Origin of the sequence: Bacteroides sp. RTP21281st1_H5_RTP21281_210402, assembly GCF_040918965.1 — a bacterium.
GTDB classification, from domain to species: Bacteria; Bacteroidota; Bacteroidia; order Bacteroidales; family Bacteroidaceae; genus Bacteroides; species Bacteroides congonensis.
This window is the reverse complement of sequence record NZ_JBCOWR010000037.1, coordinates 1-18,157: the sequence shown is the minus strand read 5'-3', so window position 1 is coordinate 18,157 and position 18,157 is coordinate 1. Positions and strand designations below refer to the sequence as shown.

Sequence of the window (18,157 nt, the reverse complement as noted above, 5' to 3'; positions counted from 1 at the left end):
TATATTAATAACCAATAATATAGAAAAGAAATAGCAAATAAGAATATAGTAATAAATATAATGCGTCTGCCCTGTTTGCAGTTGGGCATTCACCGGAATGGACAAGTGTAACTAGACTGTTACACAAGTGTATCCGAACGGTTGCCCAAGTGCAACAGATTAATTCAAGCGGATGAAATTGCTAAAGGATAAGGGGGAATTATTAATTGATGCAGTCGAAGTGATTAATTCTTCCTTATGAATTGGTAAAAACATCTTGTCGTTTATAATATTGCAAAGGTAGAAAAAAGATATTGTGCGGCAAAGGAAAGAGAGTTTTTCTGAAAAAAAATAGTAAAAAGTTTGATTATATGTAAAGAAGTACGTTACTTTGCAATATCATTCACAGATTAAAAACAGACAATATGAAGACAGTTTTATTTTTCTTACTAGTATTATCATTTTTATATGGATGCAATAGTATCAATGAAGATAACAGTAAACTATCTCTGAATGTCTCCACTATCATATTGAAAATAAATTTTTCTCATTGTCAACAATCTCTTTGTTTATTGTCTAATGTATATATAACAAAATGCGATAATCTTATTTCTTTTTGAGATTTTGCTACTAAAGCACAAACGATATAGTAAACTAAATATTTATATAAGATGAAAAAGAATTTATATTTTGTGTTAATTCTGTTATTTACAATCCTATTGGGTTTGGGTGGTTGCTCTTCTTCTGATGATGACTGGATTGATTTAAACTCTGAAGAAATAATAGGAACATGGTCTACAGGTACGGAAAGTGTTCATAAATACCTGAAATTCGAGAATGATGGAACTGGATATTACGCACTTCTCAACGGAGCTGATTTTGCAACCAATTATTTATTTACCTATAAAATATCAGCTAACAATATTAATATTGTAATCACTTATTCTGATGGTGGAAACAAACTTAACGGGCAGGAAAGGGTATGGGAATGTTTATTCTCAAAAGATGTCCTGAAAATAACCAATGGTCAGGAAAGTGGAACTTATAAGAGAATAGAATGATTTTTCTATATAAGTTAATTTATTATTTAATGAATTTCTAAATATTAAAGGTATGATTATGAATAAAATTTTTCTTTTTCTTTTGACTGTTTTGCCTATTAGTTTATGTGCGCAGAGTTCTTCTAAAATAGAAGAGGTTAAAGAAGTTTCATTGAGCAAAAATGAATTGTTCTCAAAAGCTAAGATGTTTATTTCGGATAAATGGAATAATCCTAAACATTCAATACAAAGTGAAGAGAAAGATAATGGAGTAATACAAGTTAAAACGGAAAAAGAATTTTCCATTAGCGTGGGGATGGGACTGAAATGTATATATAAGTATGAGTATTTGACAAAGTTTAGGTTTAAAGATAACAAATATAAAATAGAAATATACGATATTAATTGTGTTTCAGCCGAACAAACTGGTGCTGGTAAGGTGTATAGCGTGCCTTTAATTCCATATTTTACAGGAGATAATGTTCCTGATACTAAAAAAATGGGGCGTGGAATTTCTAAGAAAAAGGCGATTGAAATGATGGATGAATTGCGGGCTGAGTTCAATACAATATTAACTCAATATAATAAGTTTATTTCAATAGAAGATGATTTTTGATTAAAGGGCTGGAAAAGTGCTATTTGAGGTATCTATAGACAATAATATCAATATATAGTTATGAAAAAGATATTTATTCTGTTTTTTGTTCTATTTATAGCGAATAATATTTATTCTCAGGATTCTCATATTGAATTTAAGGGAATAACTTTAGAAGGGAGTTTGTCTTCTTTTGTGGAGAAAATGGAGAAAAATGGTTTTTCTCTAAAAAAATATCCAAGAGATCATGTAGCTTTAATGAAAGGCTTGTTTACAGGCAAATGGGTAGAAGTATTAATCCTCTCTTCTCCTAAAACGAAGACTGTATGGAAGGTTAGTGTGTACTATTCAGAACAGGAATCATGGACGTCTTTGAAAAGTGATTATAATGAGATGGTGGAACTTTTTAAAAAGAAGTATGGAGAGCCTAAAGATCATTTTGAGTTTTTCTCTTCACCATATTATGAAGGTGATGGATATGAATTGCAAGCTTTACGTAAAGAAAAATGTAATTATATAAGCTTTTGGACACTTGACAAAGGAGGGATTATAGTACATATTAATCAGTATGGACAGATTCAGATTAGATATGAAGATAAAATAAATGTGAAGATAAAGGAGAAAGAAGATGATGAAAATTCTTTGAATGATATTTAATTTACTGTCTTTTATTTCCTGTAGTAGGTATGGTAATGTATGCGGGAGAGGGATTATCTGTAATGTCGGATACTCCCTTTTCTTTTTATAACAGGATTTCCTTAATAACTCTTTTTAGTACCCCAATCCCCTTGCTTTTCGATATTCTTTTTTATATTTGCCTACGTTAATGAAGGAGATACGACGATTGAGAGATAAAATACTGATAGGATGCATACTATGTATGTTCTCTTTTACTTTAAAGGGGGCAGCCAGTAACTATATAATGAATCCTTATACGCATAAAAGTATTTCTGCCGATTCCATCATTGAACGTGTCATGACCTTCGCGCCTTTATATGAAACGATAGTCAGTGACTATCGTGCTAACCTATATATAAAGGGTAAGATGGATATTCAGAAAAAGAATTTTATCCTTCGCTATGTACCTTCTATGTTCCGTTTGCAAAAGGGCGTACGCGAGTATCTGCTCGAAACTTACAGTGACCTTCATTATACCGCTCCCAATATCTACGACCAAAAAGTAAAAGCATCGCAGGGAACAGTGAGGGGAAACAGAGGGTTGCCGGGTTTGCTCGAATACTTTAATGTGAACATTTACTCCTCTTCCCTGCTGAATGACGAACGGTTGCTGTCACCACTAGCCAAGAACGGACAGAAATACTATAAATACCGGATAGACAGTGTGATGGGAGATCCGAATAATCTTGATTATCGGGTACGTTTTATTCCACGGACAAAGAGTGACCAACTTGTAGGCGGATATATGATTGTCAGCAGTAATGTCTGGAGTGTCCGTGAGATACGTTTTTCGGGACGGTCGGAACTGATAACATTCACCTGCTGGATTAAGATGGGAGACGTAGGCAAGAAAAATGAATTTCTGCCTGTGCGTTATGATGTGGAAGCTCTTTTTAAGTTCCTCGGAAATAAGGTTGATGGCAACTATACTGCTTCTTTGGATTATAAATCCATTGAACTGAAAGAAAAGAAAGTGCGTAAGAAGGAAAAGAAAAACTATAACCTCTCGGAATCTTTCTCTTTACAATGCGACACGAATGCCTATAAGACAGATGCTTCGACCTTTGCCATCATGCGACCTATCCCTTTGAATGAAAGTGAGAAGAAATTGTACCATGATTATCGGCTGAGACGTGATACGGCTACTATACAGAAGCCATCCAAGAGCCAAGCTTTTTGGGGAACAATGGGCGACCTGATGGTGGAAGATTATAAGTTCAATCTTTCCAATATCGGAAGTGTCCGTTTCTCTCCGTTCATCAATCCGCTTCTGTTCAGTTATAGTGGAAGCAACGGTTTGTCTTATCGGCAGGATTTTCGTTACAACCGTCTTTTCAGAGGAGATAAGCTGCTTCGCGTTGTGCCTAAACTCGGATATAATTTCACGCGTAAGGAATTCTACTGGTCATTGAATGCTGATTTTGAGTATTGGCCGCAGAAGCGTGGATTCTTCCGTCTGAATGTGGGTAACGGTAACCGCATTTATAGCAGTAAGGTGTTGGATGAGTTGAAAGCCATGCCGGACAGCATCTTCAATTTCGATTTGATTCATCTTGATTATTTCAAAGACTTGTATTTTAATTTTCGCCATACCGTAGAGGTAGTCAATGGTTTGGATATAAGTCTGGGTTTCTCCGCCCATAAGAGAACGGCCGTAGAGCCTTCCCGCTTCGTGATAACCGGTGACTATCCGATGCCACCCCCTGAATTTATGGAGAAATTCAAGAATACCTATATCAGTTTCGCTCCCCGTATCCGGGTGGAATGGACGCCGGGACTTTACTATTATATGAATGGAAAACGAAAAATAAATCTCCGTTCCTTATATCCTACTTTCTCGGTCGATTACGAGCGAGGCATCAAAGGAGTATTCAAAAGCACAGGCGAATATGAAAGGATAGAGTTCGACCTTCAACATCAAATCCGGTTGGGACTGATGCGCAATATCTATTATCGTTTCGGATTTGGCGCGTTCACCAATCAGGATGAATTGTATTTCGTGGATTTCGCCAACTTCTCCCGTCGCAATCTTCCTGTGGGGTGGAACGATGAAATCGGCGGAGTGTTTCAAGTGCTCGACGGACGTTGGTATAACTCTTCCCGCCGTTATGTACGCGGGCATTTCACTTATGAGGCGCCATTTCTGATATTAAAGCATCTGATGAAATATACACGTTATGTACAGAATGAACGTATTTACGTAAGCGCCCTCTGCATGCCCCATCTTCAACCTTACATGGAAGTAGGGTATGGCATCGGCACACATATTTTTGATGTCGGAGTTTTTGTGAGCAGTGAGAATTGGAATTTCGGCGGAATAGGCTGCAAATTTACATTTGAGTTGTTCAACCGATAGTTTTTGACATTCTTTTTGCATAAATCGAAAGAATTTTCTATCTTTGTATAGAAGAGGATGAGGGCAAAATTTAGCACAAAAGAGGTGTAGTCGCCTCATAAGCACAGGTATTTTCCTAGAAAATAAATTCTTAGGTATAAATACCTTAAATTTATTTTAGTAAATAACTCATCCTCTTCTCTCTTTCTTTATATACATGATACAAAATGGACGGTATTTTAATAACAATACTTATAATCACCGGTTTCCTGATTTATAAGATGATTTCTTCGAGCAGGAAACAGGAGGGGTATAAAAGGTGGAAAGCAACAGCTAGTGGTGGGAAGGAAGAAAGTGCTTCCAAGTCTGAATCCGGGCATGGCGCTTGGCTTCGACGAGCTTTAGGGGTTACCGCTCCGCAATCTCCGTATGTGCCTAAGTTTGATGATGAATCGGTCGTTTGGTGCGCCAGCCTGTTGGGCGTGGAAGCAAACAGACTGAAAGAAATACTTGAAAACATCCCTACCCATTACCATGAGTTTTGGGTGAGGAAAAGAAGGGGTGGATATCGTATGATTTCTGCTCCGCTCAAAGAACTCCAATCTATCCAAACAACTATTAACTCCCGAATCTTATCATCGGTGACTACCATCCATCCGGCAGCAGTCGGATTCCGATGCGGACGCTCGGTAGTTGACAATGCCAGTCCTCATTTGGGAAAGCGGTATGTGTTGAAAATGGATATTCATGATTTTTTCTTTTCTATACGAAGCCCGAGGGTGAAGGCGACATTCGAGAAGATGGGTTATCCGGCAAATGTGGCGAAAGTCTTTAGAACATTATGTTGCCTGCATAATAGTTTACCGCAGGGAGCTCCTACGAGTCCTGCATTGAGTAATATTGTCGGCTATGAGATGGATAAGAAATTGGCGGCGTTGGCAGCAGAGTACGGGTTGGCATATACCCGCTATGCCGATGACCTGACTTTCTCGGGCGATGTGTTCCCGAAAGAACAGATAATCCCTCGGATTAAACAGATAATCCGTGACGAGAAGTTTGAACCGAATCATAAAAAGACCCGTTTCCTGCATGAGTATGACAGGAAGATTATCACAGGCGTATCTGTCAGCTCTGGTGTGAAGCTGACGATTCCTAAAACAAGAAAGCGGGAGATTCGGAAGAATGTCTATTTCATCCTGACAAAAGGATTGGTGGAACATCAACGTAGAATCGGTTCAAACGACCCTGCCTATCTGAAACGGTTGATCGGGGAACTTTGTTATTGGCGGTCGATAGAACCGGATAACACTTATGTATCCGATTCTATTATCGCCCTGAAACGTCTGGAGAAACATTATTAATCAGTCTTAAACGGTATTAATTGGCAAACGGTATTAATTGGCAACCGTTACCCGTCCATTTTCCATTTTTGCATAATTTCTTTTCACTGCTTCGCGGATACCTCTCCGCATGGCGGCATCTATGGTCGAACCCATACGGGGGAAACCGAAAGTCTGTGCGCATGCTTTTATCAAATCTGCCATAGGCAGGCTGATGGAGTCGGTGAGTATCTGCTGGATGGCGTTGGCTATTTCTTCAGGAGATATATCAGTCACATCCCGGTCGGAATCCGGTCGGTAAGCTAGATATGAACTGCACTGTTCTTTGTCTTTCCAACAATAAACATATCCGTCGTGTTCTGTATTATATGTATTCAGTGCCTTAAACACAGTTTCTATATGTGCTTCTATCCGTGGCCCCAAACGGCTGATTCCCCATTCGGACAGAATCTTTTTGCAAAGCAGGGATTTGCTGACCGGAGCTTCGTTTTCTATTATTTTCTGTATTTGGGAAGTAAGGACTGGATAACTTTCCGGGAGAAAGAAATCTTCGGGCAGATATTTATCCGGAGTGACTTTGGTGGACTCATAATCCTGTAGTCTACTTGGGACAACCAATGTGGAAACTGTTTGCTTTTCAGTAGCAGTCGGTGACGTTTTGAGAAGTAATGAGACTTCATTAGTACTCCTTTGGGGGGTTGAAGCAGGCTTCTCGTTTTGTTTTTCTTCCGTTATGGTTGCCGGAGTGGTGTTTGTCTGCGCAGTATCGGTCTCCACGTTTGCTTCGGATTCTTTCTTTCGAGAGATTGCCTGCTGTATGGATGCAATTACTTCATCCGGTTTTTCCCACCAGTCCATTGTCCATATACGGCAGATAGTCCAGCCGAGTGCTTTCAGGACATTGTTTTGAACAATCTCCCGGTCGCGTGCAGTCTTGGTACGCTGATAATTTTTTCCGTCACAGATAATGCCAAGTTGATAATTAGACCCGTTTTGAGTATCTACTATTCCTATGTCTATCTTATAACCGGAGCATCCGATGTCGGTATGTACAGTATATCCCAGTGAACGCAATTTATCAGCTATGATATTCTCGATAGAAGCTGATGTGTCCGATAGCGGATTAGCGGCACTGTTGACTATATTTCTTGTCCCTTTTTCCGCATACTCAAGGAAGCGTTTCAGTCCGGCTACACCAATGGAAGAAGTCCGGTTCAAGTCTATCATGTCCGACCTTAAGGTAGAATAAATAATCATCTCATACCGGGCGTGGGAAACAGCCACATTCAGCCTTCTTTCTCCACCTGCCCGGTTTAGCGGGCCGAAGTTCATGCTGACACGTCCTGTGGCGTCCGGGCCGTAACCCACGGAAAAGAGAATCACATCCCGTTCATCTCCCTGCACATTCTCCAGGTTCTTGATAAATAGCGGTTCTTCACATTCCAAAGCCAGAGTTTCCAGTTCGGGGTGGAAGATAAAGAGGTCGGACAATAAATCTTCTATTAAGGCTTGCTGAACAATACTGAAAGTAACAACGCCAATACTCTTCTTTCTTAATTCCTCGCTTCTCAACCTTCTTTCTATTTCATCGACCACCGCTTGCGCTTCGGCTTGATTCTGACGGGATTTACCTTTGTCATAATACCCGTTGATAGACACCAGCCTTACCTTGGATTCAATATTATCGGGCGACGGGAAAGTCATCAGTTTATTGTCGTAGTACTCGGAGTTACTGAAAGCGATAAGACTCTCGTGCTTGCTTCGATAATGCCACAATAAATACTTCGATGGAATAGACAAAGCAAGGCAGTCATCAAGAATACTTTCCAAATCTTCCATCTCGATATTATCTTCGTCAACGGTATTGACTGAGAAAAAGTTGGTAGGCGGCATCTGTTTCGGGTCGCCTACAATAATCACATTGTTACCCCGGGCAATGGCGCCTACGGCTTCATAAGTCGGCATCTGCGATGCTTCGTCAAAGACTATCAGGTCAAACTTATCCGCGTCTGTATCAATGAATTGAGCTACGGAAAGCGGACTCATCAACATGCACGGGCACATACGCGACAGCAAAGTCGGAATTTGGTCGAACAACTTACGGATGGATATGCCACGGGCATTGTTCCGGATGTTCTTTCGGAGTATGCCGACTTCGGAGCTTTGAATGGCTTCGTGAGTAAAAGATGGAATGTTGGAAGCCAACCTGGCAAATAATTCCTTCTTGGTGGTTTCTTCGAATTGAGTCGATATTTGTTTGTACTTCGCTATTATATCATTGAATATCTTGCCGTTGAACAACTCCAGGGTTGGCTCCTTGGAAATGATATACTGAATAGCACTCTGATAAAAACTTCTATAAAAGCTGTCCGCAAGTTGGGAAGTAGGAATATTCTTCTCCTTATATTCCGTTGCGATAAATCCGATGTTAAGTTTATCCAGCGTCCGGTAGGTTTGCAGCCATTGATACCAGTCCTTGAGTTTATCCAGATTTTCTTTCCACGTTTGGGCTTTTGATATGCCTGTACGAATCCAGTCAGTCGAATTGATATAGAGTTCCGCTATGGATATGCCCAACGTTTCGGAAAGCCTGTGCTCTATATTTGCGAGTGTATCCGAATACTGATAGATTTCATTGAGAGACTGGGAATGAATATCTCTGAATGTCTGTATGCCTTCAGCCAGTTGTACAGACAGATTCTGTTTGATTTGTGAAACTTTGGCTATGTCTTTCGAATAGTTCAGCAGATGCGAATGAAGGGAAATCATGTCATTGATAATCTGCTCAATGGTATTCCAGTCTTCATTCTTTCCGAATCGTCCGAACAGGAACGGCAGTTGGCTTGCATATTTCTGAACGGCTTTGTTCTCTTCCTGATATTGAATAATCTGATGAAGTAAAGGTTGGATAGCATCCGGTTCAATGGCTTTCAGGGCATAGATATGGAGAGCCTTCTTTATTTTTCTCTGTCCGAAATATCTCGGAAGAAACCATTGGGCGGATACCCGGTTCCATTCGGCTAACATGTTCCCGGCATCCACTTGCAGGATTTCTTTTGTAAATCCAGTTTCGATAGCTTTTCTTGATTCGTCACGTTTACGACCATGATTCACTACTTCACGATATTCATCAAGAGTTTCATTCAACAATGGCAGAGTCAATAAACCGGGAGTAAGTTCGGGAATATCGAGTATTCTTCGGATAATATTCGCAATCGTCTGAAAGTCTGTACGTGTGGGATACATCTCCGTATCTTTCAGAAGCGCGGAGAATGTAACCAGTTTCTGTTGGATAGCCTTCAGCAAGTCGATAAATTCGGTGAGCGTTCGGGCGGCTTCGTCTTTTCCGGCAGATGAATATTCTGTAATGAAGATACCCGTCAACGGGTGTTGATGCGGATGCCCGCACGCATTGGCCGTTCTTACCAAAGATTCAACAGCCTCTTCCCATTGCGTAAACGTATCTTTATCCAATTTCTCCAGATAGCTTTGAGGAATATTGAAACAAGGCTCGGCATCCAACGATTGATAATGAATAATCGCATCGTATAATGAAACTCCGAACGGGTACTCTTTATGCAGAGCTTCGATGTATTTATTCAATTCCGCCCGCAGGCTCAACAAGCGTTCCGCTTCCTTCTTGAATTCTTCGGGTGGCGTTTTCCTGATAATTCCGGTCGTCTCTTTCAGTTGTGAGATGACTGCGGATTTCTTTGTCTTATTGGAATGAATTTCCAGGCAGAACGGAGCAAGACCAATGGCAGCCAGTCTGTTTTGGACAACGGAAAGGGCAGCCATCTTTTCCGCTACAAACAATACCCGTTTTCCTTTATAGAGAGCATTGGCGATAATGTTGGTAATCGTTTGCGACTTTCCTGTTCCCGGTGGGCCGTGTAGGATAAACGTCTTGTCGTGTACCGCTTCGTATATGGCTTCCAGTTGCGAAGAATCGGCGATGATAGGCAGTACAATATCGGCAGGAGACAGTTGCTTGTCCATGTAAGTAGCATCTATTTCTTCTGTGGCGGCTTCCCATTCAATCTTTCCGTTGATGAGGCTCGATACGATTTTATTCTGAACCAGTTTGTGGGCATTATTATGAATGTCATTCCACATGATAAACTTATTGAAAGAAAAGATGCCAAGGATAGCTTGTTCCTCAACATCCCATTTGCGCTGGTTCTTGATGCTGTTTCGGATGATAGAGTAGATTAATTTCACGTTTACGCCACTTTCATCGGAAGGCAATGGGTCTAATCCGGGCACGCTGATTCCAAAGTTTTGGCGGAGCATCTCCAGTAAAGTGATATTCATCATCGTCTCCTCTTCACGGGAACGGATTACATATCCCTTAGCTGCTGATTTGCGGATGATTTCGACCGGTAGTAATAGTATTGGCGCATAGCGGGGACGTTCGCTGGAAGGAGTCTCATACCATTTCAGCAATCCAAGGGCAAGATACAGCGTATTAGCTCCATTCTCCTCGATAGATGTACGCGAAGAACGGTAGAGATGAGTCAATGCTTTGCCTAAATCATTCTCGGACAAGTAAAAACGTAATCTTTTCTGTGAAAGTTCCGAATTGACGAAATCGACTATCGGATTGGATTCGGGAACGGATGAATAGATACCGAACTCCATAGCCGGACTTTCCCAACCGGCAGGGTGGTGAAGGATACGGAACTCTTCTCCTTCGGCCAAAGCATCTTCCAGACAGGCGAGATTTGCCGGAATAAGTTGGAGTGTATTTTTAGTAATACGGATGTTCAGCAGATTATTGCGCAGGCTTAAATCGAGCAAACGTCTTTCCCACAATAGCTGTTTGGTAATGACAGTCTGCGTTTCGGTGCCCGATAAATCATAAGGATTAATACTTTGCGGGGTGGCATGCACTGTATTCTTAGGGACAACAGGTTCATTCTCTTCTATTTCCCATGTCTGTCCATGCAATATGCGTTGAGGGATGGGACGAATCCCCGAATGTCTTGCTCTCTTCACATCTATCGCAAGCATGAAATTACTTCCGTCCGTCAGCTTGCCGTTCGCTTTCTTCACAGCGTTGTCGAAGTCGGACTGGTGTCCCATGTTCATGCAGGTCGTCTCCACCAAAGTGATGTCGTAGATTCCTTCGGCCGTTCTTTTGGTTAATAAAGAAACGTCGTCCACGGTGGGATCGGGAAACGTTTCCGGCACTAGCCACGCTCCTGCGAAAGCGTGCCCTTGAGTAATGATGATAAGCGGGTTCAGCCCGATAGCTTCCAGGCACGAAGCATAGAGCAGGGACATATCGAGACAAGTTCCCAATTTCTGGGCCATCACGGAGTCAGCCAGCCGGACACGTTGCCCGTATTCTTCGAAGCTAGCGGGAATGGTACTGTATATAATCTGCTGTTCGGAGATGGCGGTATAAATGGCAGCCATCTGCTTTCTCACCCTGTCCGGGTTGCGGCTCTGGTATTCGTCGAGAGACGGGCTGTCCGTCCATTGCCCCAAAATAGCGGCCGCCCTTTTTATAATAGGTAAGATGGCGGTGTGATTGGGAGTGATAAAGGCAGCCAGCATTTCAGGAAGCACATTGAGCCCGCCCCATTGGTCATAAGCCAAAATGTCGATAGGGTAGGTCTGCGTAAATATCAGCGATGCTTCGGAAGTGATTTCTATCTTCAGATTGCCGGACAAACGCTCGGTCAGTTGTGTGAAGTAATTGGCCGATAACGTGAGAGAAAGGGGCTGCAAAGATACCGTGCCATGCGCCGGAATCAGCTCGATAACTGTCGGGACAGCATTGCCGAAAGCGGGTTCAGCCGTGATTTGCACTTGTATGTCCTTTAGCGGGGCAGATGTTGCGTTCTCTATAGAAAGCTGATGAATGACCGGTGCACTGTTTTGTTGTATCGCAAAATTAATGAGCGGCAAATAGCTGAACTGTACCTTGACTTTGTCCAATCTCTCGTCCATGGCAAAAACTGTATATATTAAGACTTGCAATATTACAAAAAATACGGATACAAGCATCTTTTATTCAGCCATTCTTTTGTCAATCAAGAAAATATTTCTACCTTTGCGCCCGATTTAGAGATAATATAATGTCTTATTTAATTAAAGTATTAAACAATTTATTTATTAATGGAAAACTTAAAGAACGTAGCTCCTATTGAAGACTTCAACTGGGATGCTTATGAAAACGGCGAAGCGGTAACAAGCGCAAGCCACGAAGAATTAGAAAAAGCTTACGACGGTACGCTTAACAAAGTTAACGACCGTGAGGTTGTTGACGGAACCGTAATCGCAATGAACAAGCGTGAAGTAGTTGTGAACATCGGTTACAAATCAGACGGTATCATCCCTTTGAATGAATTCCGTTACAATCCTGACCTGAAAGTAGGTGATACAGTAGAAGTGTATATCGAAAATCAGGAAGACAAAAAAGGACAACTCGTTCTGTCACACAGAAAAGCCCGCGCTACTCGTTCTTGGGATCGCGTGAACGCTGCTCTGGAAAATGAAGAAATTATCAAGGGTTACATCAAGTGCCGCACTAAGGGTGGTATGATCGTTGACGTATTCGGAATCGAAGCATTCTTGCCGGGTTCTCAGATTGACGTTAAACCGATCCGCGACTATGATGTATTCGTTGGCAAAACAATGGAATTCAAAGTGGTTAAAATCAACCAGGAATTCAAAAACGTTGTTGTATCTCACAAAGCTCTTATCGAAGCTGAACTGGAACAACAGAAGAAAGAAATTATCGGTAAACTTGAAAAAGGACAAGTTCTTGAAGGAACTGTTAAAAATATCACATCTTACGGTGTATTCATCGACCTTGGTGGCGTAGACGGTTTGATCCACATTACTGACCTTTCTTGGGGACGCGTTAGCGATCCGAAAGAAGTGGTTGAGCTGGATCAGAAACTTAACGTTGTTATCCTTGACTTCGATGACGAAAAGAAACGTATCGCTCTTGGTCTGAAACAACTTACTCCGCACCCATGGGATGCTTTGGATACAGAGTTGAAGGTTGGTGACAAAGTAAACGGTAAAGTTGTCGTTATGGCTGACTACGGTGCATTCATCGAAATCGCTGCCGGCGTAGAAGGTTTGATCCACGTTTCAGAAATGTCTTGGAGCCAGCACCTGCGTTCTGCACAGGATTTCATGAAGGTAGGCGACGAAGTGGAAGCTGTTGTTCTTACACTTGACCGCGAAGAACGTAAAATGTCTTTGGGTATCAAGCAACTGAAACAAGACCCATGGGAAACTATCGAAGAAAAGTATCCTGTAGGTTCCAAGCACACTGCAAAAGTACGTAACTTCACTAACTTCGGTGTATTCGTAGAAATCGAAGAAGGTGTAGACGGCTTGATCCACATCTCTGACCTTTCTTGGACTAAGAAGGTGAAACACCCGTCAGAATTTACTCAGATTGGTGCTGACATCGAAGTTCAGGTACTCGAAATCGACAAAGAAAACCGTCGTTTGAGCCTTGGCCACAAACAACTCGAAGAAAATCCTTGGGATGTATTCGAAACTGTATTTACAGTAGGTTCTGTACACGAAGGTACTATCATCGAAATGTTGGATAAGGGTGCTGTTGTAGCTCTTCCTTACGGTGTAGAAGGTTTCGCAACTCCGAAACACCTTGTAAAAGAAGACGGTTCACAAGCTCAGTTGGATGAAAAACTTGAATTCAAAGTGATCGAGTTCAACAAGGACGCTAAGAGAATCATCCTGTCTCACAGCCGTATTTTCGAAGATGTTGCTAAAGCAGAAGAAAGAGCTGAAAAGAAAGCTGCTTCCGGCGCTAAGAAGACATCTGGTAAGAGAGAAGATTCTCCGATGATCCAGAACCAGGCTGCTTCAACTACACTGGGCGACATCGACGCTCTTGCTGCATTGAAAGAACAGTTGGAAGGAAAGAAATAATCTGAACAGAATATTTTCTGATGAAGGCGCTCCCAAACGGGGCGCCTTTTTCTATTCACCATATCCTTCTTATCCTCTGCGTCCTCCGTGTCCTCTGTGGTGAATAGAAAAAAAAGTTTCATCCTTTGCAAGATTGAATCTGAAATACTATATCTTTGCATACCATGGAAAAATTCGAGTTACATATATTAGGGTGCGGCTCTGCTTTGCCTACTACACGACATTTTGCGACTTCACAAGTCGTCAACCTGCGTGAAAAACTATTTATGATTGATTGTGGGGAAGGCGCGCAAATGCAATTGCGTCGTTCCCGACTGAAGTTTTCCCGACTGAACCATATCTTTATCTCTCATTTGCATGGTGACCATTGTTTCGGCTTGACGGGCTTAATCTCTACATTCGGCTTGTTGGGCAGAACGGCTGATTTGCATATTCACTCCCCGAAAGGGTTGGAAGAACTGTTTGCGCCACTGCTTGCTTTCTTCTGCAAGACGCTGACCTATAAAGTATTCTTCCATGAATTTGAAACGAAGGAACCTGTTGTCATTTACGACGACCGTTCGGTGACTGTAACTACGATTCCTTTGAAGCACCGCATACCTTGCTGTGGTTTTCTTTTTGAAGAAAAACAGCGCCCCAATCATATTATCAGAGACATGGTAGACTTTTATAAAGTTCCGGTCTATGAACTGAACCGCATCAAGAACGGGGCGGATTTTATGACTCCCGAAGGAGAAGTAATCCCTAATTCCCGATTGACCCGTCCTTCGGCTCCGGCACGCAAATACGCTTATTGTTCCGATACGATTTATCGTCCGGCGATTGCGGAACAAATCAGGAATGTAGATTTGCTTTTCCATGAAGCGACCTTTGCGCAGGGAGAGCAGGCACGGGCAAAAGAGACTTATCATACAACGGCAGCACAAGCAGCGCAACTTGCGTTGGATGCCAATGTGAAACAGTTGCTGATCGGACATTTTTCCGCCCGCTATGAAGATGAATCTATTTTATTCAACGAAGCATCCGCCATCTTCCCGCAAACGATTTTGGCGAAAGAAAACTTATGTATCGACGTTGACGGAGGGACTGCATATGAAAAGTAAGCGGCTGCTTTGGGGAATGATAATCGTATGTATAGCTTGCCTGGCAGCTTGCAAAAAGGAGAAACCTTTGTCTCCGATACCGGATTCTTTGGCAAGTCTTCAGGAATTGTTTAATCCTACCTGGCAGATTAGTACGGATAGTATCCATCAGATGATTCATTCTTATTTGAATGAAAATAAGCAGGAGACTCCCTGGGATTCGGCATTGGCAGCCCACTATCGGGAGAAAGATGAATTTTTCTGGTTGAATGATTCGTTGATTTCAGATAAGCCTGCTGTACAAGCGGCAGACTCCATGCTGTATTGGCTGGAAAATATCTCGCGGCATGGCATTAATCCGCATCTTTATCCTACGGATAGCATTCGCAAGGAATTGCATCAGGTACGTACACTGCAATTGCAGGAAGGAAAGACCATGAACCGCCTGTTGGCGGATATTGAATATCAGTTGACGTCTGCCTATCTTTCATATGTATGTCAGTTGAAGTTCGGGTTTCTTCCTTCAAAAGACAGGTGGAACGACTCAATCAGCCGGATACCTCTGAAGGATTATGATAAGGATTTTGCAATGGCTGCTTTGGATTCTCTCCGGACAAATGCCAATACAGCCTTTCATAAAGCGCAACCTTCTTCACCGCTTTATCACAAAATGCAGGAAGAACTGGAACGTGTGAATGCCTGGGGTGAGACGGATACTACGGATTATTACCGCGACCGTTTGTTGGTGAATATGGAACGCGCACGCTGGCAGTATGCCTTGGATAAAGGAAAGAAATATGTAGTAGCCAATGTAGCGGCATTTATGCTACAAGCTATCAATGAGGAGACAGACTCTATCCTGGAAATGCGTATCTGCGTGGGAAGCGTGAAGAATAAGACGCCCTTGTTGTCGAGCAGAATCTACTATATGGAACTGAATCCGTATTGGAACGTCCCTCAAAGTATTATCAGGAAAGAGATTATTCCTACCTATCGCAGGGATACGACTTATTTTACCCGCAACCGCATGAAGGTATATGATAATAAGACCGGCCTGCAAGTAGACCCGCACAGCATCAAATGGGCTAAGTATGCAGGAAAGGGCGTACCCTATACGGTGAAGCAGGACAATAAGACGGGAAACTCATTGGGACGCATCATCTTCCGTTTTCCCAATCCTCATTCCGTTTATCTGCACGATACTCCTTCCCGTTGGGCTTTCACACGAAAGAACCGGGCGGTAAGTCATGGCTGCGTACGCCTTCAGAAAGCGCTTGATTTCTCCTTCTTCCTGTTGAATAAGCAGGATTCATTGCTTGAAGACCGTATCCGTATCGCAATGGACATCAAACCGGTGACTGAAGAAGGAAAAAATCTGCCTGTCAGCGCGGCTTACCGTGAACTGAAACATTATAGTTTAGAGAAACATATACCTTTATTTATAGATTATCAGACAGTTTACTTGTCTGCCGACAATAATCTGAGATATTGTGAGGACATTTACAAATATGATCCGTCTATATTAAAGGCTATGAACGACCTGAATTTGAAACCATAAATAAACATACAGATAACAAGAGAGTATGACCCCTTATAACGAACGCGAAGTTCTGAAACTCCTTCAGGAGGAGAGTACCCAGCGGCAAGGATTTGAAATGATTGTGGCGCAGTATAGCGAACAATTGTATTGGCAGATCCGCCGGATGGTACTGTCGCATGAGGATGCGAACGATCTCCTGCAAAACACTTTTATCAAGGCATGGACGAATATCGACTATTTCCGTGCCGAGGCGAAGCTGTCTACCTGGCTCTACCGCATTGCGCTGAATGAATGTCTCACCTTTCTGAACAAACAGCGTGCCATGACTACCGTAGCCATCGATGACCCGGAAGCAATGGTTGTGCAGAAACTGGAAAGCGACCCCTATTTTTCGGGCGACCAAGTGCAGATGTGCTTACAGAAAGCATTGCTGACACTTCCGGAGAAACAACGCATGGTGTTCAACCTGAAGTATTATCAGGAAATGAAATACGAAGAGATGTCGGAAGTGTTCGGTACGTCGGTCGGCGCATTGAAAGCCTCTTATCATCATGCGGTGAAGAAAATAGAGAAGTTTTTAGAAGAAATCGATTAAACCTTTTAGATTGGACAACGTCTAAGGAAAAGAGAGGAGAAAAACGTATGAAAGAAGAAGATACCCTATTGAAGAAGCTTGGGATGGAAAATTCCTTCAAAGTTCCCGATGGCTACTTTGAAAACCTGACTTCAGAGGTGATGAATAAGCTTCCTGAAAAAGCGAAAGTCGCTTTCAAGGAAGAACCTGTCAGCACATGGACAAGACTCAAACCATTGCTTTATATGGCAGCTATGTTTGTAGGAGCCGCCTTGATTATCCGGGTAGCGTCGACAGATCATAAACCTGTTACGGTAGATGAGGTGGCAGTGACAGAGGTGGATACGGAAGTAATATCCGATGAAATGATAGATGTGGCACTGGATCGTGCCATGTTGGATGATTATTCGTTATATGTTTATTTGAGTGACGCAAGTGTAGAATGATTTATTAAAACCGATTGAATACAGAAAATGAGAAAAGTAATCGCATTAGTCGTTTTGTTGTGTGGCTTTATGCCTGTTCTTTGGGCTGCTGACGGGTGTGACCAACATTTGTCCCGCGAAGAGTTCAGGGCAAAACAAAAGGCGTATATTATCGAACAGGCAGGATTGACAAAAGAAGAAGCTGCCAAGTTCTTCCCCATTTATTTTGAACTTCAGGACAAAAAGAAAAAGCTGAATGATGAATCTTGGGATCTGATGCGCAAAGGCAAGGATGATAAGACTACGGAAGCCCAATATGAAGAAATCAACGAGAAAGTAGCCAATAACCGTATCGCTGCAGACCAACTGGATAAAACTTATTTGGGCAGGTTCAAAAAGATTCTTTCCAGCAAGAAGATATTTCTCGTTCAGCGGGCGGAAATGCGTTTCCACAGGGAGATGATAAAAGGAATGCATCGCAAGGGAGACAGTAAAGATTCAAAGAAAAAATAAGATAATAAATCAGACGCTCTGTTGAGTATGAACAGACGTTCTGTTTGGGTAAAATAAAGAGGTTGTGTCAAAACGTTGGCGCAACCTCTTTTATATTTTACAGTTCTGCTATATTTTCTTTTGGCTATGCTGC

12 protein-coding genes are annotated in these 18,157 nt (G+C 42.1%); 11 read left to right on the top strand and 1 reads right to left on the bottom strand.

All coding sequences use genetic code 11. The features are described from left to right. The first annotated feature begins 650 nt into the window (after window positions 1–650). The 5 genes from AB5443_RS24835 (at window position 651) to AB5443_RS24815 (ending at window position 5,988) form a co-directional block, all read left to right on the top strand. Window positions 651–1,040 carry a DUF5640 domain-containing protein gene (locus tag AB5443_RS24835; RefSeq protein ID WP_022139853.1) on the top strand — a complete coding sequence of 130 codons (390 nt, stop codon included), beginning with the start codon at window positions 651–653 and terminating at the stop codon, window positions 1,038–1,040. Between the two features lie 58 nt (window positions 1,041–1,098). Further along, window positions 1,099–1,635, top strand: a complete 537-nt coding sequence (locus tag AB5443_RS24830; RefSeq protein ID WP_368114575.1) for a DUF4468 domain-containing protein — start codon at window positions 1,099–1,101, stop codon at window positions 1,633–1,635. Window positions 1,636–1,695: 60 nt separating this feature from the next. Next, window positions 1,696–2,271 (top strand): hypothetical protein, encoded by a 576-nt coding sequence (locus tag AB5443_RS24825; protein ID WP_022139851.1) that lies wholly within the window; start codon window positions 1,696–1,698, stop codon window positions 2,269–2,271. 265 nt (window positions 2,272–2,536) lie between these two features. Beyond that, the gene (locus AB5443_RS24820; RefSeq protein ID WP_368114576.1) at window positions 2,537–4,648 is read left to right on the top strand and encodes a DUF5686 family protein; all 2,112 of its coding nucleotides are present in this window, start codon (window positions 2,537–2,539) and stop codon (window positions 4,646–4,648) included. A 206-nt stretch (window positions 4,649–4,854) separates the two neighbouring features. Then, complete coding sequence (locus AB5443_RS24815) at window positions 4,855–5,988, top strand: retron St85 family RNA-directed DNA polymerase (RefSeq protein ID WP_368114574.1); 1,134 nt, start codon at window positions 4,855–4,857, stop codon at window positions 5,986–5,988. Between the two features lie 33 nt (window positions 5,989–6,021). On the opposite strand, the gene AB5443_RS24810 is transcribed toward AB5443_RS24815, so the two are convergent. After that, window positions 6,022–11,982: a DUF3320 domain-containing protein gene (locus AB5443_RS24810; RefSeq protein ID WP_368114573.1), complete on the bottom strand. Its 5,961-nt coding sequence runs from the start codon at window positions 11,980–11,982 to the stop codon at window positions 6,022–6,024. Window positions 11,983–12,093: 111 nt separating this feature from the next. Here AB5443_RS24810 and rpsA point away from each other — a divergent pair, with 111 nt between their 5' ends. The 6 genes from rpsA to AB5443_RS24780 all read left to right on the top strand — a co-directional run bounded on the left by rpsA (window position 12,094) and on the right by AB5443_RS24780 (window position 18,024). Next, a complete protein-coding gene (gene rpsA, locus AB5443_RS24805; protein WP_044653620.1) occupies window positions 12,094–13,890 on the top strand; it encodes a 30S ribosomal protein S1 in 1,797 nt (598 codons plus the stop codon). Window positions 13,891–14,054: 164 nt separating this feature from the next. Then, window positions 14,055–14,993: a ribonuclease Z gene (locus AB5443_RS24800; protein ID WP_368114572.1), complete on the top strand. Its 939-nt coding sequence runs from the start codon at window positions 14,055–14,057 to the stop codon at window positions 14,991–14,993. After that, complete coding sequence (locus AB5443_RS24795) at window positions 14,983–16,530, top strand: L,D-transpeptidase family protein (protein ID WP_368114571.1); 1,548 nt, start codon at window positions 14,983–14,985, stop codon at window positions 16,528–16,530. The genes AB5443_RS24800 and AB5443_RS24795 overlap by 11 nt, the downstream gene beginning before the upstream one ends. Window positions 16,531–16,555: 25 nt before the next feature. Next, complete coding sequence (locus tag AB5443_RS24790) at window positions 16,556–17,107, top strand: RNA polymerase sigma factor (protein ID WP_022137684.1); 552 nt, start codon at window positions 16,556–16,558, stop codon at window positions 17,105–17,107. Window positions 17,108–17,154: 47 nt separating this feature from the next. Continuing rightward, window positions 17,155–17,532, top strand: coding sequence for a hypothetical protein (locus AB5443_RS24785; protein WP_044653618.1), 378 nt, complete (start codon window positions 17,155–17,157; stop codon window positions 17,530–17,532). 27 nt (window positions 17,533–17,559) lie between these two features. Next, entirely contained in the window at window positions 17,560–18,024 is a 465-nt protein-coding gene (locus AB5443_RS24780; protein WP_022137682.1) for a hypothetical protein, read from the top strand. Window positions 18,025–18,157 lie beyond the last annotated feature (133 nt).